Origin of the sequence: Planctomicrobium mucosum, from assembly GCF_051466335.1 — a bacterium.
Classification (GTDB): Bacteria; Planctomycetota; Planctomycetia; order Planctomycetales; family Planctomycetaceae; genus Planctomicrobium.
The window spans coordinates 906699-929635 of sequence record NZ_CP195793.1; the positions used below are offsets into that span (position 1 = coordinate 906699).

The window sequence follows — 22937 nt, forward strand, 5'->3', positions numbered from 1 at the left end:
TTTCCTACGACGCCACAATCGTTATTTGATTCCGTGGATGGCGAGAACTTCTCGCACGAGTTCAACGGGAACATCGTTTACAAGGCTCACTCGTCCGATTTCGCTTGGAAGCACGAACCGAAGTTTTCCACCGAGTGTTTTTTTGTCGAGCTGCATTCTCGCAAGAACATCATCGGCAGTGATTTTCTCCGGATGAGGAAGCTGGGTCATCAGCTTCAATTTTTGGAGCAGTTCCAGTTGGCGTTGCGTTACATCAGCGGAGATGAGCCCCAGCTTTTCAGCCAGTCGGCTCGCATTAAGCATGCCGACAGAAACCGCTTCGCCATGCAGGAGTTCACCATATCCGAACAGTGCTTCGTACGCGTGGGCGAATGTGTGCCCGTAGTTGAGAACTGCACGGAGCCCACTCTGTTCGTATTCGTCCTGCTCAACGACGAGAGCTTTCAACTCGCAACTGCGGGCGATCGCGAAGTTCACGATTTGTGGAACTCGGTTGTTCAATTCATTTGTGTTGTACTCGAGGAAATCGAAGAAGGCAGCGTCGAGGATGACGCCGTACTTCACAACCTCCGCAAGGCCTGCGCGGTATTCTCGGTCCGGAAGAGTCGCCAGTGAGCGGGTGTCGATGAGGACACCGAGCGGTTGGTGAAAGGCCCCCAGCATGTTTTTGGCTTGAGGGTGATTGATTCCAACTTTCCCGCCGACGGAACTATCGACATCGGCCAGGAGCGTTGTCGGGACTTGTACGAATGGAACGCCGCGTGTGAATGTGGCAGCCATGAACCCCGCTGCGTCTCCAACGACTCCTCCTCCGACAGCCACGACGACAGTGCGACGGTCCGCCTGAAATTCGATCAGCCGGTCCCATGCGGATTGAATCACTTCAATTCTCTTGGACTGTTCTCCTGCCGGCATCTCAAACAGAGTCGTTCTGAAACCAGCATGGTTGAGGCTGTGCTGAACGACATGAGCGTGGTGCAGGACGTTCGAGTCCGTCACGATGAAAGCCGATGGAGCCTTCGCACTCCCGAACTTCTTTTCCAGCCATTCAAGAACGCGTGTGCCGGATGTATTCAGGAAATCTTCACCAACAACGATATCGTAGCTGCGCTCGTTGAGCGAAACGGTGACAATACGGTTGTGATCAGCCTCTGAAATGAGCGGCACTGCAGGCTCCGGGAAATCGACAGAACTCTAGTTGCGGAAAACTCCTCCGTTCAAAAACGATTCCAATGGAATCGTGTCGAGTGGAGGATGACCGGAGCATACCAGAGACAAAAACAGGCTGCGACAGAGAGGGAATTCTCTCGATCGCAGCCTGCGGGAATTTGTGCAGGATCAAGTGATCAGCGACGACGTGCGTCGGCATTAGGAGCGTCATTCCTCGATCGGCGTCGCTCTAGCGGCAGCCACAACCTACTGAGCTGTAACCATAAGCGCCGTAAGGGGCAGTGTAACTTGGTGCGGTGTTGATCGAGGAAACTGGGCGGGCCACGTAGGGGGCGTAATCGTATCCTGATCCGGCGCTGTAACCATATGGAGCGTAACCGGTTGAGTAGCCAACTGGTGATCCGTACGACATGTTGTTGTATAGGCCGTATGAGTACGATGGCCGATACCCGCCGCTATAAAAGTTTCCGTTGCTGTAAAATGGATAGTTCGGAGTGGCCCATCCGCCGTAACCCGTGCCATATCCCCAACCTGAGTAGCCGTGGCTCGTTCCACGGTAAGCGGTTGAATAGGAGTTGTTTCCGCAGCAACCTCCACCGTAATAGTTTGCGTAGTAACCATTCCCATAGGTGTGTCGCCAGCCGCCAGCATCTGCGGAGTCTGTAAGACCTGCGGAGAAGATCAGACCTGCAATACTCAGCGTCGAGAGAAAGGCAAACCGACTCATCATCTTGCTCCAGTGAATTCAGTAACAAAGATCGCAAATTCGATCCTGATGATGTGAAGCGGAAAGTCAACTTCAAAGTGCCAGCCTGTTATATCTTGCCTGTTTTGTTGTAATAAAGGAGGATTTTGATGTCTGTAGAGATTTTTGCATGAACCGGTGAAGATGAGTGGATCGGAATTGACAGTTTTGAGTGTCATGGCGACAACTCAGAGTGTCTGATCTGCAAAGTTCTTAAGAACCAATGAAACCGACAGGAAAGTGGCAATCACTATGTTTCGAGAGCTGGGAAATATCACGATTGTTCGGCAAATCATTGGCATGGCAATCTGTTTGGGGGCTTCGTCGATAGCGCAAGCCCAACAGAACCCTCTCGAATACTTTCGGAGTGATGTCAGTGTGCTGGTTCGGCTGAGGGAAGCTGATCAGACTGCATCCAAGGTCATCTCGTTCGTGAACAAGATTCAACCCGGTGTGGGTGATCAATTTTCCGGGCTGACCGAATCTCTCTTGGGGCAGGCCATTGGTGTCCCTGTACTGGCTGGCGTGGACCAAACCCGAGATTGGTATCTGGGAGTCTATCTCTCCAAAGAATCAACTCCTCGTGTTGTCTTTGCAATTCCAGCCCTTGACGCGGATGAGTTGCAGCAGTCTTTTCAGCGAGATATGGAAAGCCAGGTCAAAAAGAACTGGGTGATCTATTCAGAAGAAACAGATGAACCTTTGCCGATCGCTGCCTCAGTTCAGGAATCGATTGCGCAGACTGCAAACGCTTCGAATTTGAAGCGTTTCAACGAAGGAGATTTCACAGTCTTCCTGAATCTAAATGGAATCCGAGAGGCCTATCAGGACTTTCTGGACTTAGCTGAGGATCAAGCTCTGAAAGGAGTCTCTCAGTCGATGCAGCAGGCGGAGATGCCTCAAGCTGCTTCAGATTATTACTCAGCGACAGCAGCGTCGTTTGTGGAGGGAACGTTTCAGTTCCTGAAGGACGCCAATCAAGGAGTTTTGACGATCTCTCTGGATGACGCCGGACTCTCAATCAAGAGCCAAACCTCTCTCAACGAAGGATCGGAATCGTCAAAGTTCCTGAGCGGACTCACTCAAAGCTCGATGCCACTCCTCAACGTCCTGCCTGGAAAACAGCAGGCTTATGTCGGGGTTAGTGGGGGAATCAAGGAGATGTTTGTCAAATCTCTCGAGCTGTCGTCGGAGTTGGTGGACAAGGAGACTCTTAAGGAGGAGTTGAAAGCCGCGATCGATTCTTACAAGACTGCGAATTTTGGAACGGCAGTGATGGCCCTCAATATTTCTGAGTCGAATTCAGGGGCGTTTCGTGCAATCAGCATTTTTGAAATGGATCAAATTGAGCAAATGAAGAAAATGGCTCGATTGACACCTGAGATTGCAGCGTCGGTGCCGAGCCCGGGCATCAAGACTTCGGTTGAGCTGATTAAAGATGCGGAAACTTACGGCGAGTTCAAAGCGGATGTACTCACGCAGAAGCAAGAGTTTGTGGACGACAACGCGAACACGGCGTCTCAGCGTAAGTTCCTCGAAACGTTTATGGGGAAAGAAGGCCTTTCCAGTAGGTATCTCTACGAGAGTGATCGAGTCATCTCGACTGTCGGTGGGGGCGAGGCTGCCATGAAGTCGCTGGTGAAATCAATGGCCACCCGGAAAATCAACGAACTCCAGAATGATCGGGAGAGGCTGCCAAAGGAAGCGAATCTGTTCGCGTTCGTCGATTTTCCGCGTCAAAGCGGCGCAGCGCTCAGTCTTATTTCAAAGTTGGACGAGATGCCGATCAAAGTCGATTCGCGAATGGTCAACAGCTTAAATCTGAAGCCATCGTTTGTGGGTGTGGCAATCGGTTCAGAAGAGAATCAACTGCAGGCCGAAATTTACGTTCCTGTTGAGCAAATCATTGGAACCGTCAAGCTTGGAGTCTTATTGGGAGCTGCGGCTCAAGGACAGGGTGGTTTTTAGTTGCAATCCGTGAAGAATTAGTTGCAGCGTCTGGTCCCCGGGATTGCGAGGACCAGACGTTTTGCTTTTATTCGAGGGGAGCATCCATCCCCGGTGGAGACACTTTGCCTGATCAGGACACTCGGTGATCGGGCACGACGCTCAATGCGAAGAGTCGATTCGATCCCCACGACAGATTCAACGGTGACACTGGTTTCTCAAATCAATTTGAACCATGATTCTGCCACAGTTCCGGCTGTGTGTCAGAGTCTCCACTTGATCAGAGTCCATAAAAAAACTCAGGGCAGCGTTGTGAAGATTGCAGTACTTGGCAATGAAGGGAGTAGGTACGTCTCGCAATTGACGCAAGCGGCAATACGACGGGGCCACTCCTGCGAGCGAGTCGATTTTCGCCAGCTCGCTGCTGCTGTTTACTCGTCACTCACAACCACATCTTCGCCTCAAAGTTCGCTCGCAGAGGTGGACGCTGTAATCGTGCGGACGATGCCTCCGGGGTCTTTGGAGCAAGTCGTCTTTCGCATGGATGTGCTGCAACGAATGCAGGCCCAGGGGACCTTTATTCTCAATCCTCCCAAGGCAATTGAAGCAGCTGTCGACAAATTTCTGACAACTTCCAAGCTCGCTGCCAACGGGCTTCCGACGCCCCGTACCTGGACTGGTGAATCCTCCGAAGCTGCGATGGAAGCGTTCGAACAACTCGGTGGAGATGTCGTCGTCAAACCCCTGTTCGGAGCCGAGGGGCGGGGGATCGTTCGAGTATCCGATCCAGATCTGGCACATCGTGTGTTTCGCACACTGGAACGAACGCAGTCTGTTTTGTATCTGCAACAATATATTGCCCACGCGGGGTACGACATTCGTGTCCTTGTGTTGGATGGCAAAGTCCTCGGGGCGATTCAGCGATCGAATCCGACCGACTTCCGCACCAATGTTGCACGAAAAGGAGTCGCGACATTGCATCTCCCCACAGAGAATGAATGCGACCTTGCGATTCGAGCAGCAGCAGCGGTCGGCGCCTGTTTCGCTGGAATTGATTTATTGTACGATCCGGTTGGTGGCTGCTACGTCATTGAAGTGAACGGTGTTCCCGGCTGGCAGGCATTTGAAAAAGTGACGAAGATCCCAATCGCTGATCGCGTCATTGCATTTTTAGAAGAATCACGAACATGACACCTCCTTTCGAAGAAGTGATCGACGCCTTGCGTCAAGTGAGTCCAGACCTTCTCCGCTGGTCCGGGGCGATCGCCAAGAAGATGCGTACATTCAATATCGCATTGAAGGGAAAATCCTCAGGAAGTTCCAACACCGATGCGCTCACTCTGGCTGATTTGACGGTTCAGGAACTCGTCATCGCCGGATTACGGGATCGAGCCCCGATTCTGCGACATTGCCGAATTGAAGCAGAAGAAGAGAACGGTGATCTCGAGGCGTTCGCCAGTGAAAGCGAACTTTGTATTGCTTTGGATCCCATTGACGGTACGAAGTATTTTCAGGATCGCACCGGGAACGGCTATGCGGTAATGCTGCACTTACGTACTCAGTCTGAAGTCATTTATTCACTGGTCTTCGCCCCGGAGCAAGGACCTGACGGGACATGGACTCAGGCCTATGGAGACGTCGTGAAATGCGGGCCCGATGATACTTCCGTAAGCGCGTTCGACTGTTTGGAAAAGCTGCCGACCTTCACTCGCGAATCGCGCCCGGATTCGAAGAAGATCTATGTCATCGGTTTCCAGAAAAATGATCCGAGTGTTGCGGAGCAGGTGACCGCAGCTGGCCTGCATGGATATGCTCCGGATGATATGCCGGGAAGCATTTATCCCTTCTTCGCGACGGGCGAATTTGCAGGATCGCTGATTCACTCCCCGAACATTTACGACTACCCGGTCTCGCAGCAGCTTGCAAAGCGATTCGGGGGAAATTCTGTCTGGGTGCACAACGGCGAACCGGTTAACTACACCGAAACCTGGATGGACGATCGCGCTGGAATGTTACGGCTTCCCGGAATCGTCGCGACCGCTGACTCCGAAGAGAAGTTGCAAGTCCTCTGCGAGCTGGCGAAGGACTGGAGCCCAATACGCTATCAGAGCTAAAGCCCGTAAAAATGCTGGCGAAGTGTAACCCCGCGTGAGGCTCCCTCATGCGGAGTTTTATTGCGCCGGTGAATTTGTCGCTTCGCTGGGGATCTCGTCCGGCGAGTCACCATTGCTCGACTCCTTCTCGACCAGTTTTCGCCATTCTTCGACCGGTCGAGACTGCCCCCAATGCCGAGTGGTTTGTTCAGGAACCGCTTGAGTCAGATGGATCTCTAGCTGTTCGTACTGATCCAGAAGAATGTTGTTTTCCGCCAGCTGGACGAGTTCCTTTGCCATCTCTTCACTCTGACTCTGTTGTTGAGACGGATCGAAGTGCGTGGCTGGCAAGCGTACTGTGATTCGCAATGTGTCTGGGTGATCGTCGAGGTGGCTTTTCTGTTTTCCTCCGACGACATGTGGGTGGCAATCCGGATATGCCGCCGCGATGGCGTTCTGGAGCGTGCGAAACGGGCGAGTATAGAGTTCCCAATAGATCCACAATGCACCCACCATCAAGACAGCGAACGCAAACATTCCGAAGACAACATTCTTTCCGGAGAGTCGCCGCTGTCTGTCATGATCGGAATCGTGTGTCATCTCGTTCGTGCTTTGCATAGATCGATGCGATCCTGGCCTGATGGAGAGGCGCTCTTTCGAATCGTTGAAAACTGCAGGGGAACCTCTCGGGGACAGTGTTAGGTACCGGGACGCTGCTGCATGTAAATGTGTTGAAGCAGTTCTTCGACAGTTTTGATTTTCGCCTTGGACTCGAGGGCACTTTCGATTTTTTGACGGGCGTCCACCGCGGAGTGGCCCAAAGCCACCAAGGCTTCGTAGCCCTCGTTGGCAATGCTGTTTGTTCCCCCCGCCTCGTTATTGGGGAGCGATTGACCTACCAGCAGGGCGAACCGTCCCATTTTTCGACGGAGTTTGGCGACAATTCGCTCGGCGACCGCTGGCCCCACTCCGGGAAGTGTGCTGAGTGTGCGGACATCCTGCTCCTCGATGGCTGTTGCGAAGTCCTGCACCGGCTTCACCATCGCCTGAAGCGCCTTCTTTACCCCCACACCATCGACCTGACAAATCAAGTCGAAGAATGCCCGTTCAACGGGGTGCAGGAAGCCGACGAGTCGGGGGGTAAGTCGTCCTTTTTGCGGATTGCCGTCGAGATACTCAATTGTCACGAGCGAGATTTTCTGCCCGATCTGAGATTGCAACTGCCGACGAACGATTTCAGGAATGAGCACTTCGTATTCAAGATGGCCCACATCGATGAACGCTTCCTGAAGACCGAGGCCGCTGAGTTTTCCTGTGATTCGGGTGATCATCTTCCTTGAACTCCGTGTAATCCAAAAATCGCTGTCTGTCGGAAGAATAGCAGGTTGCTCCCCCGGACCCCCAGCGAGAAAGTACAGAGTTGCAGATGGCAGTTAATTTCAGGGCATGGTTCCGCGATTTTCGCCGGGAGTTTTCGTCATCCTCTCCGGGATGATCGCGTTCTCACCAGCCGCGGGCGGGCGAAATACGGATTTGGGGCGTATCCTGCGTGCAGGTGTGTTGCAGGCGGGGCAGACCATCTGCGAATTCAAAATCTCCCCGCAGGCATTGCAAAGCGGGATTGGTTTATCCGAGTCTTCGAAGGGATCCAGCTCTAATTTTTTACTAGGTGGACTTGGTGGAAGTGGAGGAAGAGGAGGTGGAATCATCGCTGCCGGTAACGGGGCTTTGACGACCTTGGCGCTCTGATCGACAGAGATTGACACCTGTCTCGATGCGAGATTTTCATCTGCAGGCTTCACGGGGACAGGTTCAGCGTCTGGAGTTTCCGAGAGCGTGGGCCTGACTAGAGTTGTTTTGACCCGAGCATTGTTCGCGAGTAATACGGCTTCAACAGACACAATGGCCTGTTCGTCGTAGCGAATCGTTACCTCAATCGGCGAGCCGATTGGCAACTCGGGGGGCAGTTCTTCGATCAGACATTCTCCCAGCTCGAGATGCGGATCTGTCGGATTTGCTCCACTTTCGACGATCTTCAGCTGCACTCGACTCTGGTTTTGCCGAGCGGTTCCGAATCTCTGGCGAAACGCACAGGGGAGCGGAGTGTTCGCTGGAAGAAGATATTGAGGTCGATATTCGTTGTGTTGCAGGTCGCGAACGAGGATCCCTAGAGAACGTCCACTGACGCTATTCTGGCGAAACGTCGACAAACGGCCGACGGCAGCCTGAGCGAGATGTGTTCGCTCTCGATTGTGTTGAGTGAGCAACATCCCCGCGTAGTACGCCGCGCCATGGCATATCGATTGATCTGGTGAAAGAGATTGATTGAGAGTTGTTCCACCGACTCGCTCCAGCATGCTTCGAATCATCGGCATCCGAGAAGATCCACCGGTTGCCAGAATGGTATCGACGTGGGCCCAGCCCATTTTATGGGACTTGAGCATTTCTCGGGTGATGGTTTCAGTACGGTTCACAAGATGCGCCGTCAACTCTTCGAACTTGACTCGCTCGAGGGGAATCGTTTTACGCCGTCCATCGTGTTGAATCGTAAGAGTCGATTTAGGACGCACGCTGAGGCTGCGTTTGACCTGTTCAACCTCAATCGCAATCCCTTGCATACTTTCGCGATCAAGCCGCGGGTCGCTGGACGAGGTTTGAGAGAACTCGTCGCAGGCAAACGTTTCGATGGCGCGATTCCAGTCCAGTCCCCCCAGCATGAGATCACCGCCAGATGCGATGACTCGGACTTCATTCTTGTTGTATTTCACGAGAGAGATGTCAAATGTTCCGCCGCCAAGGTCGAAGACGAGTACGGTTTGCTCGTTGGCCAGTTCGGCAAACCACATTCCATCTGCGAGGACATAGCACAGCGACGCTGCAACGGGCTCATGAATAATGTCGACACGTTCCAGCCCCGCTGCAAGTCCTGCTTCAACAGTATCACGACGCTGCAGATCGCTGAACTGTGCCGGGACTGTGATGACAGCGTGACGGATTTCCCCCAACTGTTCGGAAGCATCGTTGATCAGTTTTTTCAGGATGATCGCGGAGATGTCTTTGGGGCGATAGACAACACCGTCAAAGAGCCAGAATTTGTTCGGGTCGCCCATGTGTCTTTTGGCATATTGCACAACACGTTCGGGAGACGCTACAGATTGTCGTAATGCCTCGGTTCCAACGATGGGATCGTTGCCATCGAAAAGTACGATCGAAGGTGTCGAGAGTTCGCCCTCAGCGTTCACGACAGTCACCGGGTGACCTTGAGGAGTCAGGTATGCCAGAGAGGAATACGTTGTCCCCAGGTCAATTCCAACCGGAACCGTCGAGTACGTATCGTTCTTCGATTTCATGACAGATTCTCTTCGAATCGAAGGGAAAGAATCCTGATTCACTCAATTTTCGAGATCACTTCCGATTATGAAGAAATTGAGTATTCATTCAAACCTCAGCGAGCTTTCTCACGGAGTGACCAGACTTCTCTGGTCTGCGGGAACAGCGCGAGATACCATTTAGTAACAGAAGTATCCGCAAAACGTCATCCGAGAAAAAGCAGATTCGCTCCTTCCTTGCTGGTTTTTTACCCTTCACCAGATCTGCCAATGTCGAATCCTTCCTTTGATTTTGATCCGAGAACACGTGTGTTGTTTGGTTCCGGGACTTCAAGCCGCCTTGGCGAAATGGCAATCCAATACGGAGGAACGCATGCCTTGCTGGTGACCGACCCCGGAATCCGCGATGCAGGGCACGAGGCACGCGCCATTCAGTCTCTGACTGATGCTGGCATTCGGGTCTCAATTTTCGATGATGTTCGGCCGAATCCCACCACGCTCGATATTGATCGCGGAACGCAGTTTGCCAAAGACCTGGGGGTCGATCTGATGATTGGTCTCGGTGGCGGGAGCAGCATGGACTGCGCTAAGGGGATCAACTTTCTGCTGACGAATGGCGGAAAGATGGTGGACTATAAAGGGACCGGTAAGGCAACGAAGCCGATGTTGCCGTTCATCGCCATCCCGACAACATCAGGAACCGGCAGCGAAGCGCAGTCTTACGCGGTCATTTCTGATGAAGAGACTCACATGAAAATGGCGTGCGGAGACAAAAAAGCACTTGCCTGCGTCTCGATACTCGACCCGGATCTCACGCTGACAATGCCGCAAAAAGTGACAGCAGCGACCGGAGTTGACGCCATCAGTCATGCTCTCGAAACCTTTGTGACGTTAAAGGGAAACGCAGTCTCACATATGTTCAGCCAGCAGGCCTGGATTTTGTTGACAGCAGCGCTCCCACAAGTGCTTGCTCAACCCGACCATCTGCAGGCTCGCGGAGCAATGCAGCAAGGGGCCTACTTCGCAGGTGCTGCCATCGAGAACTCGATGCTCGGGGCCACGCATGCATTGGCGAATCCGGTTTCCGCTCACTTCGATACCATTCATGGAATTGCTATCGGTGCGTTGCTTCCGTATGTGGTCGCCTATAACTCCCAGAAACCCGGTGTGGAAATGCGGTATCGCTGGCTGGCTCAACTGGCAGGGATCGGCGAAATTGACGATGAGCAACTGATCAACAAGTTGTGTGATCGACTGGTGACAATGGTCGATCGAGCAGGGCAGCCAACCAACCTGAAAGAATGTGGAGTGGAGGAGGATCTCCTACCACAAATGGCTGCCGAGGCAGCTGCTCAATGGACAGCACAATTTAACCCTCGTCCCGTCGACGAAGCTTCATTGCTGGAGATTTACCAGTGCGCGTACCACGGAATCGTCGCGATTTCCTGAAAACATCGGCAGTTGCTACGTTCGGCTTGCTCGCTACTGCGAGAATCCCATCGAGGGGACAGGCTCAGGATGTTGCGCAGCTCGAAGATCAATGGGTTTCCTTTCGGAATGGGGTCGGAAACCCCGGGATTGCACATACCAGTCTGCCGGCTGAACTGAAGCAATTGTGGACTCTCACAACACCTGATGGAACCGTCTCAACGGCAGCCATTTCTAAAGGTCGAGTCTATATCGGGACTCTCAGTGGGGATTTCCACTGTCTCGATCTTAAGACTGGGGAAATACACTGGACGTATCGTTCGGTCGAGGTCGTTGAGCCAAACAGCTTTGCACCGGGGTTCAATGCTCCAGCGACGCTTGATGAACAAGCGGTTTACATTGGAGACGATCAAGGGGGCTTTCACGCAATTGATCGTGCAACGGGAAAACGCCGTTGGCACGTTGAGACCAATGCAGAGATCGTCGGAGGAGCCCAGCGAATTCATGATCAAGTGATCTTCGGTTCGCATGACGGCCACTTGTATTCGTTCGACGCTGAGAGTGGTGAGCAGAAGTGGTCTGTCGACACGCATGGTCCTGTGAACGCGACTCCCTGTATCGCTGGGAAGTACACATTCACCGCTGGGTGCGATCAACCAATTTTCCGTGTGATCGATATTGAAGCTGGGAAGCAACATACCGAGATACCCTTGGATTCTTTGCTGATCGGCTCGGCAGCGTATTACGACAAGATCCTCTATTTTGGAACCGGAGATGGGATCGTCTTCGCGCTCGATTGGGAACAGAAGAAATTCCTGTGGCAATTCTCCGTGCCTGGACGCGAGCAACAGATTCAGTCATCTCCTGCAGTGACGGAGCATCTGGTTATTATCGGAAGCCGGGACAAGCGGGTTTATTGTTTGAATCGCATGACAGGCGAATTGAAATGGGAATTCGCTACACGTAGCAAAGTGGATTCCTGCCCCGTAGTTGTGGGTGACCGAGTTTTCTTCGGTTCTTCTGACCGCAACGTGTACGGGTTGGATATCGAGACTGGCGAGCAAGTCTGGAAGCACCAGTTCAAGCAGGCAGTAATCGGTTCACCTGCCATTGCTGAAAATTGTCTCGTCATTGCGACGGAATCAAACAACGGGCAGATCGTCTGCTTCGGATAAACGCTGATGCGGAATTGTCGCGACGTTCGCATCTTGCTGGAGTCGGCTTTCTATTCCTCACAGCAAGCAGCGTCGCATCAGCCCCAATGAAAAAACCGCAGCGGTTCAAAATGAAACGCTGCGGTTTGCATCGGGAGGGGATTTCAAACTTTCCGGGGAAAAACCGGACTTGTGCGCTCTAGATGGCGTCGGTTCCTGATTCACCAGTTCGGACTCGAATGACTTCCAGCAAGTTTGTGACGAAGATTTTTCCGTCGCCAACCTTGCCTGTTCGAGCAGCAGATGTGATCGCGTTGATCGCGGTGTCTACTTCCGCTTCATCGATCACAATTTCGACTTTCAGTTTCGGGAGGAAATCGACGGTGTATTCGGCGCCACGGTATTGCTCTTTGTGTCCACGTTGGCGACCAAATCCACGGACTTCACTGACAGTCATGCCAGTAATTCCGGCGTCGGTCAGCGCCTGCTTGACGTCGTCGAGCTTATAGTGACGGATAATGGCTTCGATCTTCTTCATGCGAGGCTCAATAGAGAAAGACTTTGCGTTAGGTGTGAATTGAAAACCAAACTGATTGACCGGGCTGCCCACTGCCGACGGACGGACTGATCCAAGGCAATCTCAAAAGAAGAGGCCTTGATTGACGTGACCAACCTGTCCGCTTTCGACCAGATCTGGGTTCGACAACAAACTAGAGTGACTCGCTTCCGGTTTCGCCGGTGCGAATGCGAATTGCTTCCTGGAGTTCACTGATGAAAATCTTTCCATCGCCAATCTGGCCTGTGCGTGCGGTCTTGAGGATGGCATCGACTGCGATTTGAACTTCCTCGTCGGAAACGACAACTTCCATTTTCACTTTTGGCAGGAAATCGACGGTGTATTCAGCACCGCGATACTGCTCTTTATGGCCCTTCTGGCGACCGAAACCACGAACTTCAGAGACGGTCATGCCGGATACACCAGCAGCGGTGAGGGCGTCTTTTACCTCTTCAAGTTTGAAGTGGCGAATGATTGCTTCGATTTTTTTCATGACAGCCATCCTGATTTAAGGGGAAGATCGCTGCCACAATCTGGTTGGACGATCTTCATGAGTCAAGTCTGTGTAAAGGAACAGCTACTAGGGATCAGTAAGCACTTTTCATTGCTGCGAGCAGATTGGATCAACCAAACTCTATCATGCAATGAGGGAAACTCCGATGTGAAGACCAGCAGGTGGTTGCTTTTCTAAAAAGTGGCCACCTGCTGATCGATTTCCGGAGTTGTTACATGAAGATGTAACCTTCTTCACCATGCTGTGACAGATCCAAACCCTGTTGCTCTTCGTCGAGAGAGACTCGCAAGCCAATTGTCAGATCAAGGACTTTCAGGATGATGAAAGTTCCGACCACTGCGATCGCGGTCGCTGCCCCAACGCCGATCAGCTGATTCACAACTTGGTAAGGGTTGCCTTCGATGAGACCAACTGTCCCGCCTGTCACTGGACCGGTCGCGAAGACGCCAGTCAGAACAGCGCCCAACGCTCCACCGACACCGTGGACGCCGAACGCATCCAGTGCATCATCGTATCCCAGTGCATTCTTGACTTTAGTGCATGCGAAGTAGCAGACGATCCCTGCTGCTGCACCGAGGATCAAGCCTTGAATTGGGTTCACAGCACCGGCTGCTGGGGTGATACAGACGAGACCAGCGACTGCACCGGAGCAAGCACCGAGAACTGTTGGACGACCGTTCAGAACCCATTCAGCTGTTGTCCAGCCGAGCACGCCTGCTGCTGCTGCAAAATGTGTTGCGAGGAAAGCGTTGATTGCATAACCGTCGGCTGCGAGTGCACTTCCTCCGTTGAATCCGAACCAGCCCACCCACAGCATAGCGGCACCGATGCAGGTGTAGGTCAGGTTGTGAGGAGGCATCGGGGTTGTGCCGTATCCGCGGCGTTTTCCAATGACGATTGCACAGATCAGTGCTGAAACCCCGGAGCTGATGTGAACGACGGTTCCCCCTGCGAAGTCGTAGCCTGGTGCCAGTGCATTTTCGTTGAACATGTTCAACCAGCCTGGGCCTGACCAAACCCAGTGTGCGAGTGGGCAGTAAACAACCAGACCCCAGATGACGCTGAAGGCAACCATTGCGCTGAATTTCATACGTTCAGCGAAAGCACCGCAGATCAGGGCAGGTGTGATGATGAAGAACATTCCCTGGAAGACACAGAAGATCATGTCTTTTCCAGCAGATGTCAGTGTGCGTTCTGCACCATCAGCGATGACACCCTTCAATAGGACGTGATCGAGGTTTCCAATCCATGGACTGTCTCCGCCGAATGCCCAGCTGTAACCGACGACGGCCCACAGGCAGGTCATCAGTCCCATCAGGTAGGTGCATTGCATGAGAATGCTGAGGATATTTCTTTTCCGTACAAGGCCGCCGTAGAAGAGGGCAAGTCCGGGAGCTGTCATGAAGAGAACCAAGGCTGCTGAAGTGAGCATCCAGGCGACGTTACCGGAATCGAGCGTGACTTCTTCTGCGGGAGCTTCAGTGGTTGCGACCACTGTCTCCGTCACGACAACTTCAGGTACTGCTGCTTCAGGAGCAGGTGCTTCTTGCGAGTACCCAATACTCGAAAATAGCCCGCAAAATACGAGTGAGAGGAAGATGGATTTCAGCGCAAAATCGCGATTCATGATCTCTTTCTTTCGAGCAGCGTTAAACATAGCTCACAGGATCCCTGCCCACGCTGAGCTCGCTGCCAACAGAGAATAAATCGAATCGTTAGGAACGATTCGATTTATTCTGAATGGACAGGCCCCGCGCAATCGATGAGAGCGTGTTACGAAGACGTAATTTGGAAACGAAGACAGTTCACAGTCAGACTGGCCGCCCTAGGAACCAGCTTCTCTGAATTGAAGCGCCGTGTGAGGAGGCTGAATGCAAGCACAGTGCCAAACTGGAAGGCAGTCGTCAGGAATGGAGCGGAAATTGAAGAATCTCATGTTTTTACACAGTTTGACATTTTTGAATCCGGTTTCCATTTGCCAGTGATTTGGGCGATGGGATGCATTCGGTGCTTGAATTCTGTGCAAAGTCGAACGCTTCAATGCAGTAATCGCAATTGATTAAGAAGTCGCTTCGATGCGTTTCGGCCGCATCGAAGCGTCGTCCATGACAGGCGAGAGATGTTTCAGAATGATTGCAAAGGCTGTTTTTGCAATCGGTCTCGGGAGGATCACGGCGCCATTCAATGAAATCTGAACGTGTTTAAGCCGTTATTCTGATGAACTTTTGAGTGATTTGGATTTGCTCTCGAGTCCCGGGGAGTGCTTGCCCCGGTCGTTCCGGTTGATTATTGTTAAAACAAGTTTGGATGGAAGCCTGATCGCATTTGTGGCTCCTCTCTCGGTATCGTCCCCAAATCTTCGCTGAAGAGTGATGAATGAGCTCGTTCAAAACATCAATCCGAAGTGCCGCATTGGCTGTGTCCCTGTTCTCAGCTCAGTTCAGCTGGGGCGAAAGTGATTGGCCATACTGGGTTGGTCCTCAATGGACGGGCCAATCTAATGAGGTCGATCTCCCGGAGAAATGGGATCCCAAAGGGGGAGAGCAAAGTAATTTGCTCTGGCAAAGTGAGATCGGGAGCCGATCGACCCCAACAAGTATGAATGGTCGGATTTATCTGATCTCGAATAGCTTTCACGATGAAATCAAGAAAGCGGGAGAGCGGGTCGTCTGCCTGGACGCCAAGACCGGGGAAATGGTCTGGGAATACAACTTCAACGTCTATCTTTCTGACGTTCCGATCGAACGTGTGGGTTGGTCCAGCGTCGTCTGCGATCCGGAGACCGGCAACGTTTATGCTCAGGGCGTCTGCGGATATTTCTGCTGCCTGAACGGTGCAACTGGTGAATTGGTCTGGGAACACTCCATGCACGAGGAGTTCGGATTTCTGACCACTTACGGTGGACGCACGAATTACCCCGTCGTTTTCGAAGGAAATGTGATTATCAGTGCCGTTGTGATCGGATGGGGTGAGCAGGCAAAGCCGAACCATCGCTTTCTCGCAATGGACAAAACCAACGGAACACCAGTCTGGTTTGAAGGGACGAAGCCTCTTCCTGAGGACACGACTTACAGTTCTCCTGTGATCGGTGTGATCAGTGGAGAGTTACAAATGGTCTGCTCAGCAGGAGACGGGGGAATCCACAGTTTTCAGCCGAGAACAGGTAAGAAGCTCTGGAGCTACTATCTCTCCAAGCATGGAATCAACACCACTCCGCTGATTGTTGGAAACCGGGTCTATTGCGGACATTCCGAGGAAAACCTGAATTCCAGCGAGATGGGAGCGGTTGTCTGTATCGATCCAACGAAACGCGGCGACATTACCGAGACTGGAACGATCTGGAAAAAGACAGAGTATTCTCTTGGACGTTCTTCACCTCAGATGATCGATGGTCGACTCTATCTCGTGAACGACGCTGCCAAGTTGTACTGCCTCAACCCAGAAAACGGAGACCAGATTGGCGAGCCCGTTCGTCTGGGAACAATGATGCGCGCCAACATGCTTTACGCTGACGGCAAGCTCTACGTGAATGAGGTGAATGGTCGCGGTTTCATTCTGAAACCAACCGAGATGGGTGCTGACACGTTATACAAGTACCGATTCCCGAGTGGTGAAGAGTGTCACGGATCTCCAATTTGCGTCGATGGACGGATTTACATCCCAACGACCAGCAAAATGTACTGTATTGGCAAATCTGACCATTCAGCCAATCCGGTGGCACTCCCCGAACTTCCGAAGGAAGATCACGAAGCACTGGATGAAGTGCCAGCTCATCTGCAGATTGTTCCCGTGGAGTCGCTATTCCGTCCAGGGACGAAGCAGGCGATTCATGGTCGACTTTACAACAGGAAAGGGCAGTATTTGCGAAATGCACGTGCAGACGAACTGCTCTTCAACGTCGAAGGGCCAGGTGAGATCGATGCGGGCGGCAACTACATTATTTCAGCGAGCCATAAAACTCACGATGCGGTTCATCTGAGTGCGAAGTTCGATGCGATTGAAGGGCGAGCCAGAATGAGGATCGTTCCAGATCTGAACTGGTCGTTCGATTTCAACGATGGAAAAGTGCCCGAGACATGGGTGGGATGTGCCTATCGACACGTTGCCATGGACTGGGATCTCTTAACGAAGCTTAGAGATGAGAATCCGACCGCGTCTTCGCTGTATATCTATTTGATGACTGAGTTCGCGAATTTCGGTCCGAAACGTGTGTTCGATGACACAACACCTCAGCAACAGTGGAAGTCACTTCTGACATACCTTGAACTTGCCGAGGGGGAGAATCGACCAAAGACCGTGGACGAGGCGAAGGCCCTTCTCGATGCAGGTTTGCAGAGACTTGTTGACGAACGCATTATCGCATCCTTCGAGTGGTCTCACTGGGATCGGAAGACCGGAAGAGGAGACGAAGTTGTTGTAGAGCCACGGCTGACGGTTGCGAAAGGTGATCGCGAAATCGATGGTAATGGGGTCATGTGCAAGATTTCTACAATTGCCAAAGGGACCCGCAGCCAAGGCTGGATGGGCCAGCCAGACCTTCACGACTACACCGTGCAGGCTGACGTCCTGACATTCAGTCGACAGTCGAAATTGCCAGATGGCGGGCTCATTGCACAGCGATATACCTTTGACCTGATGGGCGCGTCGCAGCAGTTGCAGTTGCGAACCTGGACTCCTCAGTTAGATCGATTCTCCGCAAATTCCCCGCTCACATGGGAGCCAAATGTCTGGTACACCATGAAAATGAAAGTGGAGAATCAGGATGGAAAAGCAATTGTCAGCGGCAAACTCTGGCGTCGCGGTGAAACTGAACCGGAAGAATGGTCAGTCACCCAGACAGATGAAGCTCCCAATAAAATTGGAAGTCCTGGGCTTGTCGGTAATACAAAAGACGGTGAGTTTTTCTACGACAATCTCACGGTTGAACGTAATCAATAGGCATCATCCGGGATGACGACTCATCGTTCAGGGACTTTGTGAGCACAGTACTCGGTCGTTGCGGGTATCGTTGTTTTTGTTTAGAGGAATTCCATGATTCGCCGTTGCACGTCGATCGTCGGTCTGTTGGTCTCTTTGTCATTTGCCCAACATCTGGTTTGTGCAGCAGATGCTGAGCAGGGACCAACTGAACAGGCTGTTGCTGAAATCAGTAAGTTTGATGTTCGCCCCGGGGATTGGCCTCAGTGGGGTGGATGGTCTCACCGGAACAATACTCCAGCTGGGGAAAATTTCCCGTCCGAGTGGGATGTGGACGGAGGTGACAACATCATCTGGTCTGCTGCACTCGGATCACAAAGCTACGGCAATCCCATTGTTGCCAATGGACATGTTTATGTGGGGACGAACAATCACCGTTCTTACATCAGCAGATTTCCCAAATCGATTGATTTGGGAGTCCTCCTTTGTTTCGATGAGAAGACCGGGGAATTTCTCTGGCAGCACTCCAGCCCGAAGTTGTCTACTGGACGGGTTCATGACTGGCCTGATCAGGGGATTTGCGCATCTCCAGTCGTCGATGGTGAACGTCTGTGGTACGTGACAAGCCGTGGAGAAGTCTGCTGTCTGGACACAAACGGCTTCCGCGATGGGGTCAATAACGGTCCGTTTAAAGCGGAAGACAACGAAAACGAGGACGAAGCCGACATCATCTGGAAGTATGACATGATGGCGTTGCTCGGTGTCTCGCAGCACAATATGTGCAGCTGCTCGCTGCTGTGTGTTGGTGATGTGATTTTCGTGAACACTTCCAATGGAGTGGACGAGTCCCACACCAATATCCCAGCCCCGAATGCAGCGAGTTTTCTTGCGATGAACCGAGATACGGGGGCGGTCCTCTGGACTGACAAATCCCCGGGGCTCAACATTCTGCATGGACAGTGGTCTTCTCCGAGTTACGGTGTCTTCAATGGCCAGGCTCAGGTGATTTTTGCAGGCGGCGATGGTTGGGTTTATAGCTTCGATCCAGTTGGAGATGGTGCTGGAAACTCCAAGATGCTGTGGAAATTCGACTGCAATCCGAAGGAGTCGAAGTATTCCGTCAGTGGTCGTAGCGAGCGAAATCACATTATCGGTACTCCAGTGATCTACAATGGATGGATTTATATCGGCGTCGGTGAAGACCCGGAGCACGGCGAAGGGAATGGTCACCTTTGGTGTATCGACCCAACGAAATTCGGGGATGTCAGTCCGACAATTGCCGTTGATAAAGATGGTGAACCGATTGTGGACAAGAAGGACGGAACCCGTCGTTTGCAGGCCATCAATCCAGCGGCCGGCGAGAAGGCAATTCCAAATGAGAATTCCGCGGTTGTCTGGCACTATTCCGGTGACGATACAGACGGAAACGGGGAGATTGACTTCGAAGAGGAGATGCACCGCACCTGCGGGACCGCCGTGATCAAGGATGACATCCTTTACATTGCAGATTTTTCCGGAATCTTCCATTGTCTGGATGCGAAGACTGGGAAGTCACACTGGAACTATGACATGTTTGCCGCTGCATGGGGATCTCCATTGCTCGTCGATGGCAAGGTTTACATTGGTGATGAAGACGGAGACATCGCGGTTTTCGAGCATTCGAAAACGATGAAACTGCTCTCGGAGAATTCTGTTGGAAACTCTGTGTACAGTTCCCCCATCGCGGCGAACGGGGTTTTGTACATCGCGAATAAATCCACTTTATTCGCAATCGGAACGGCTTCTGAGAAAGAAGAAGACGCCGAGTAAATTTGTTGCGCCCGTGATTTTTCGACCAGAGAATTTTTGAAGATGCCAATTTTTGAATATCGTTGTAGCGAGTGCGGAACTGACAGTGAGGTTTTTGTCAGAGGACAGGAAACACCTGTTTGCTCTGCATGTTCAGGAACTCGACTTGAGAAATTGATGAGTGCACCTGCTGGTCATGTTGCTGGCGGGGATCGCGGTCTTCCCGTAATGGGAAGCTGTCCTCCATCGAACGCACCACCCTGTATGCCTGGGTGTTGCCGCATCCCGCAGTAAAGAACCGGCAGAAATCACCGAGCAGAGTTTTGGTGAGATCCGTTGAAATTGAATGAAGCTATCGCGCCGTGTCACTTCGAGGTGACACGGCGTTTTTCATTTCAATTCACTTCGACGGGGTGATCTGATGCGTCGGATGAGCACTCAAAGATGGGACTTGACCGGAAAGTTTGCGTCCGCTCGATATTTGAAAATAAAGTTTAGGTGGTTTGGGGTAGATGTTCGGCTTGTGTGAGTTGAGTTCTGCCGTCCCGCGAAAATGCTGATTTTCTCTCTTAATGCCGGTTGTCAGCAAGTACCGATGACTACTTCGGAGGTGAATTCAGGTTCACCTTCGGTTTGATGAAGGTGGGTAAATGCCAAATGGCTCGGATGCTTGATTTGGCTGCCTTCGACTGACCGGCGAGTTTCAACGATTCGCAGGTTGAAGAGGTTTACTTCACTTTTTCGATTGCACATCCAGCCATCGAGTCTCTCACGGAACTCCGTGGCCGGTTGATTACAGTCAATATCTTTCACCACTCCGATTCAGTCATCGAGCGGTGCGAAAACGGTAGGGAACGGATGCCATGCTGAATCATCGAGCTATCTTGAGTTGGGTGCCCAAAGCGGCGTTATGCTCACTTGTGATGTTGGGTGTTGGCACGTCCACTGGCTGTAATTCAATTACTTCGGCTTCCAAGTCGGTGCCAGCGAGTCGAATTGACAGCCACCTCTTTGGAGAAGTCAAGGAAGCGCAAGTTCCAGTTCACCTAGCTGCGTTGGGACAGGAACGACCAGCTGCCTACCGATTAGGCCCTGGTGATACGCTTGCAGTCTTCGTTTACGGGGTGATTCCCTCATCGACGGACGAAACTCCAGTTCTCTCTCAATACCAGACATTGAATCAGCGGTACTATCCGCCCAGCGGAAGTACTGAGCATCCAACGACAGGCATTCCGATGACAATCGGAGCTGATGGTGCGTTGGAGATGCCGCTGATGGGACGTATGCCTGTAGCCGGCCTGACCATCCAGGAACTTTCAGATAAAATCAAAGAGGTTTATCGCGATCTCGCTGTGATTGCTCCGGGACGTGAACGTGTCAACGTTTCGGTAATCACCAAGCGAGTCCACCGAATCGTGGTGGTGCGTCAGGATACACCGAATCCAGCCGTTCAGCTGACGAGTGCGCAGGTTGTAGATCAGATCCATCGCGGGTCAGGTGAAGTCATCGACTTGCCAGCGTTCGAAAATGATGTGCTTCATGCATTGGCTGCAACAGGTGGACTCCCGGGTACTGACGGTGTCCGTGAAGTCTGGGTGATGAGAAACTGTGCTCTGAAAGGGACAGCGCAACTTGCACATAAAGACTCCGACGATTTGATCAACAATGCAGAGTGCGGTCCGAGCGTAATTCGAATTCCACTTTACGCTTATCCCGGAGAACCACTTCCATTCAGCCCGAAAGATGTTGTTCTGGAGGCTGGTGACGTGGTGTATATCCCACGCAGACTCGAGTACTTCTACACCGGTGGATTACTCGGCGGAGCGAAAATTCCGATGCCACGAGATGAAGACGTCGATGTCATCGAAGCGATTACCCTAGCCTTCGGTTCCATCGGTGGACCTCTGGGGACGAGCGGAGGTGTACTCGCAAACGGGACTCCAGGTTGGGCGGTGAAGCCGACACGAGCTGTCATCCTGAGAAAGTTGCCTGATGGTTCCCAGATTAGCATTCGCGTCGACCTAGCCAAAGCGATGCACGATCCCAAGGAGCGAATTCTGATTCAGGCCGATGATCTTGTGATGTTAAACTTCACCCCGGTACAGGGAACAACGAACGCAATCCTGACATTTTTCGGATTCACGTTCAACGCACCAATCATCTTCTAGTTGTACGTAAAACAAAAAGCCGGCTAAGTAGAAATACTCAGCCGGCTTTTTTATTTTTAACGACGTTTCAGACGATCGAATCGTTGAATATCGTCTAAGCTATTCGAGCTCGACACTTGCTTCGTGTCCGCCGATGACGATCTCGAATCCGAGATCTTTCACCATCGCGAAGTCTTCTTCCTGAGTTTGTCCTTTGGTCGTCAGGTAATCACTGACGAACATGGAGTTGGCTGCGTAGAGTCCCATGGCCTGCATCGATCGCAGGTTGAGTTCACGTCCACCAGCAATTCGAATTTCGACGTTTGGATGTGCCATGCGAAGCAGGCATAGAACCTTCAGGCAGTTGCGAGGGTCGAGTTCGTCCTTCGCTTCAAGTGGAGTTCCATCGATCGCATGCAGAAAGTTGACGGGAATCGACTTTACGTCCAGCCCGCGGAGTTCGAACACTGCATCCAGAACGTCCTGATGCTCTTCACCCATTCCGACGATGAGTCCGCTACACAGTTCCATACCAGCTTTGTGTGCGACTTCGAGAGTGTCGAGCCGATCCTGGTAGGTGTGTGTCGTACAAATCTCTTCGTAGTAACGTCGTGACGTGTTCAGATTGTGATTGATGCGGTCGACCCCGGCATCAGCGAGCTTTTGTGCCTGATGTGGTTTCAACAGACCAAGGCAGGCACAGATATGCATGCCGAGCTCATCTTTGATTTTCTTGACGACTGAACAGACGTGATCGACCTCTCGGTCCGAGGGGCCGCGTCCGCTGGCGACAATGCAATAGGTTCGGGCTTGGCTGTTTTTTGCAGCCCGTGCGCCTTCCATTAGAACCCGTTCATTGGCGATGGAATATCGCTCGATCGGTGCATCTGAAACCTTGGACTGCGAGCAGTAGCCGCAGTCTTCAGGGCACAGGCCACTCTTTGCGTTTTTCAGATAGTACAGCTGAACTGCTTTTCCGAAATGGGTACGACGAATGGCGTACGTCGCAGCCAGCAAGTCCATGATTTCCTCGTCGGGAGAGAGCAGAATCTCTCGGCCTTCTTCGACGGTGATCTGCTCACCTGCGAGCACGCGACGCGCCAGTTCGTGCCAACGGGAAATGATTGGAGAATTGTCAGTCAGAAGCAT

18 protein-coding genes are annotated in these 22937 nt (G+C 52.2%); 9 read left to right on the forward strand and 9 right to left on the reverse strand.

Going from position 1 to position 22937, the window contains the following annotated elements; translation table 11 throughout:
* Positions 1 to 21: 21 nt before the first annotated feature.
* Together aroB and SH668x_RS03710 are read right to left on the reverse strand one after the other, a co-directional pair.
* On the reverse strand, positions 22 to 1167 hold the full coding sequence (gene aroB / locus SH668x_RS03705) for a 3-dehydroquinate synthase (protein ID WP_437187350.1): 1146 nt from the start codon (positions 1165 to 1167) through the stop codon (positions 22 to 24).
* Positions 1168 to 1399: 232 nt separating this feature from the next.
* The gene (locus SH668x_RS03710; RefSeq protein ID WP_437187351.1) at positions 1400 to 1900 is read right to left on the reverse strand and encodes a hypothetical protein; all 501 of its coding nucleotides are present in this window, start codon (positions 1898 to 1900) and stop codon (positions 1400 to 1402) included.
* Positions 1901 to 2293: 393 nt separating this feature from the next.
* Between SH668x_RS03710 and SH668x_RS03715 the strand changes: the two genes are divergently transcribed.
* The 3 genes from SH668x_RS03715 to SH668x_RS03725 all read left to right on the forward strand — a co-directional run bounded on the left by SH668x_RS03715 (position 2294) and on the right by SH668x_RS03725 (position 5976).
* Positions 2294 to 3883, forward strand: a complete 1590-nt coding sequence (locus SH668x_RS03715; RefSeq protein WP_437187352.1) for a hypothetical protein — start codon at positions 2294 to 2296, stop codon at positions 3881 to 3883.
* 291 nt (positions 3884 to 4174) lie between these two features.
* Positions 4175 to 5053 (forward strand): ATP-grasp domain-containing protein, encoded by an 879-nt coding sequence (locus SH668x_RS03720; RefSeq protein ID WP_437187353.1) that lies wholly within the window; start codon positions 4175 to 4177, stop codon positions 5051 to 5053.
* Complete coding sequence (locus SH668x_RS03725) at positions 5050 to 5976, forward strand: inositol monophosphatase family protein (RefSeq protein WP_437187354.1); 927 nt, start codon at positions 5050 to 5052, stop codon at positions 5974 to 5976. The genes SH668x_RS03720 and SH668x_RS03725 overlap by 4 nt, the downstream gene beginning before the upstream one ends.
* A 57-nt stretch (positions 5977 to 6033) precedes the next feature.
* On the opposite strand, the gene SH668x_RS03730 is transcribed toward SH668x_RS03725, so the two are convergent.
* From SH668x_RS03730 to SH668x_RS03740, 3 genes are all read right to left on the reverse strand, one after another.
* A complete protein-coding gene (locus tag SH668x_RS03730; RefSeq protein WP_437187355.1) occupies positions 6034 to 6573 on the reverse strand; it encodes a hypothetical protein in 540 nt (179 codons plus the stop codon).
* 80 nt (positions 6574 to 6653) lie between these two features.
* Positions 6654 to 7286: a Holliday junction branch migration protein RuvA gene (ruvA, locus tag SH668x_RS03735; protein WP_437187356.1), complete on the reverse strand. Its 633-nt coding sequence runs from the start codon at positions 7284 to 7286 to the stop codon at positions 6654 to 6656.
* 108 nt (positions 7287 to 7394) lie between these two features.
* On the reverse strand, positions 7395 to 9305 hold the full coding sequence (locus tag SH668x_RS03740; protein ID WP_437187357.1) for an Hsp70 family protein: 1911 nt from the start codon (positions 9303 to 9305) through the stop codon (positions 7395 to 7397).
* 249 nt (positions 9306 to 9554) lie between these two features.
* Between SH668x_RS03740 and SH668x_RS03745 the strand changes: the two genes are divergently transcribed.
* Complete coding sequence (locus SH668x_RS03745; protein WP_437187358.1) at positions 9555 to 10733, forward strand: iron-containing alcohol dehydrogenase; 1179 nt, start codon at positions 9555 to 9557, stop codon at positions 10731 to 10733.
* Positions 10700 to 11887 carry a PQQ-binding-like beta-propeller repeat protein gene (locus SH668x_RS03750; protein ID WP_437187359.1) on the forward strand — a complete coding sequence of 396 codons (1188 nt, stop codon included), beginning with the start codon at positions 10700 to 10702 and terminating at the stop codon, positions 11885 to 11887. Before SH668x_RS03745 ends, SH668x_RS03750 begins: the two co-directional genes overlap by 34 nt.
* Before the next feature lie 178 nt (positions 11888 to 12065).
* Here SH668x_RS03750 and SH668x_RS03755 read toward each other — a convergent pair whose 3' ends face one another.
* The 3 genes from SH668x_RS03755 to SH668x_RS03765 all read right to left on the reverse strand — a co-directional run bounded on the left by SH668x_RS03755 (position 12066) and on the right by SH668x_RS03765 (position 14563).
* The gene (locus tag SH668x_RS03755) at positions 12066 to 12404 is read right to left on the reverse strand and encodes a P-II family nitrogen regulator (RefSeq protein WP_437187360.1); all 339 of its coding nucleotides are present in this window, start codon (positions 12402 to 12404) and stop codon (positions 12066 to 12068) included.
* Positions 12405 to 12576: 172 nt separating this feature from the next.
* Positions 12577 to 12915, reverse strand: coding sequence for a P-II family nitrogen regulator (locus tag SH668x_RS03760; RefSeq protein ID WP_437187361.1), 339 nt, complete (start codon positions 12913 to 12915; stop codon positions 12577 to 12579).
* 232 nt (positions 12916 to 13147) lie between these two features.
* Positions 13148 to 14563, reverse strand: coding sequence for an ammonium transporter (locus SH668x_RS03765; protein ID WP_437187362.1), 1416 nt, complete (start codon positions 14561 to 14563; stop codon positions 13148 to 13150).
* Between the two features lie 749 nt (positions 14564 to 15312).
* On the opposite strand from SH668x_RS03765, the gene SH668x_RS03770 reads away from it, so the two are divergent.
* The 4 genes from SH668x_RS03770 (at position 15313) to SH668x_RS03785 (ending at position 21809) form a co-directional block, all read left to right on the forward strand.
* Positions 15313 to 17874, forward strand: coding sequence for a PQQ-binding-like beta-propeller repeat protein (locus tag SH668x_RS03770; protein ID WP_437187363.1), 2562 nt, complete (start codon positions 15313 to 15315; stop codon positions 17872 to 17874).
* A gap of 93 nt (positions 17875 to 17967) precedes the next feature.
* Positions 17968 to 19662 carry an outer membrane protein assembly factor BamB family protein gene (locus SH668x_RS03775; protein ID WP_437187364.1) on the forward strand — a complete coding sequence of 565 codons (1695 nt, stop codon included), beginning with the start codon at positions 17968 to 17970 and terminating at the stop codon, positions 19660 to 19662.
* Positions 19663 to 19704: 42 nt separating this feature from the next.
* Entirely contained in the window at positions 19705 to 19935 is a 231-nt protein-coding gene (locus SH668x_RS03780) for an FmdB family zinc ribbon protein (RefSeq protein WP_437187365.1), read from the forward strand.
* 569 nt (positions 19936 to 20504) lie between these two features.
* Positions 20505 to 21809 carry a polysaccharide biosynthesis/export family protein gene (locus SH668x_RS03785; protein WP_437187366.1) on the forward strand — a complete coding sequence of 435 codons (1305 nt, stop codon included), beginning with the start codon at positions 20505 to 20507 and terminating at the stop codon, positions 21807 to 21809.
* A 99-nt stretch (positions 21810 to 21908) separates the two neighbouring features.
* Here SH668x_RS03785 and bioB read toward each other — a convergent pair whose 3' ends face one another.
* Complete coding sequence (gene bioB, locus SH668x_RS03790; RefSeq protein ID WP_437188512.1) at positions 21909 to 22910, reverse strand: biotin synthase BioB; 1002 nt, start codon at positions 22908 to 22910, stop codon at positions 21909 to 21911.
* Between the last annotated feature and the right edge of the window lie 27 nt (positions 22911 to 22937).

Excerpts from the sequence above, each read along its gene's own strand:
- SH668x_RS03710 (WP_437187351.1), bottom strand. The coding sequence starts at position 1,900 with ATGATGAGTCGGTTTGCCTTTCTCTCGACGCTGAGTATTGCAGGTCTG.
- SH668x_RS03725 (WP_437187354.1), top strand. The coding sequence starts at position 5,050 with ATGACACCTCCTTTCGAAGAAGTGATCGACGCCTTGCGTCAAGTGAGT.
- SH668x_RS03730 (WP_437187355.1), bottom strand. The coding sequence starts at position 6,573 with ATGCAAAGCACGAACGAGATGACACACGATTCCGATCATGACAGACAG.
- ruvA (WP_437187356.1), bottom strand. The coding sequence starts at position 7,286 with ATGATCACCCGAATCACAGGAAAACTCAGCGGCCTCGGTCTTCAGGAA.
- SH668x_RS03740 (WP_437187357.1), bottom strand. The coding sequence starts at position 9,305 with ATGAAATCGAAGAACGATACGTACTCGACGGTTCCGGTTGGAATTGAC.
- SH668x_RS03745 (WP_437187358.1), top strand. The coding sequence starts at position 9,555 with ATGTCGAATCCTTCCTTTGATTTTGATCCGAGAACACGTGTGTTGTTT.
- SH668x_RS03755 (WP_437187360.1), bottom strand. The coding sequence starts at position 12,404 with ATGAAGAAGATCGAAGCCATTATCCGTCACTATAAGCTCGACGACGTC.
- SH668x_RS03760 (WP_437187361.1), bottom strand. The coding sequence starts at position 12,915 with ATGAAAAAAATCGAAGCAATCATTCGCCACTTCAAACTTGAAGAGGTA.
- SH668x_RS03765 (WP_437187362.1), bottom strand. The coding sequence starts at position 14,563 with ATGAATCGCGATTTTGCGCTGAAATCCATCTTCCTCTCACTCGTATTT.
- SH668x_RS03770 (WP_437187363.1), top strand. The coding sequence starts at position 15,313 with ATGAGCTCGTTCAAAACATCAATCCGAAGTGCCGCATTGGCTGTGTCC.
- SH668x_RS03775 (WP_437187364.1), top strand. The coding sequence starts at position 17,968 with ATGATTCGCCGTTGCACGTCGATCGTCGGTCTGTTGGTCTCTTTGTCA.
- SH668x_RS03780 (WP_437187365.1), top strand. The coding sequence starts at position 19,705 with ATGCCAATTTTTGAATATCGTTGTAGCGAGTGCGGAACTGACAGTGAG.
- SH668x_RS03785 (WP_437187366.1), top strand. The coding sequence starts at position 20,505 with ATGCTGAATCATCGAGCTATCTTGAGTTGGGTGCCCAAAGCGGCGTTA.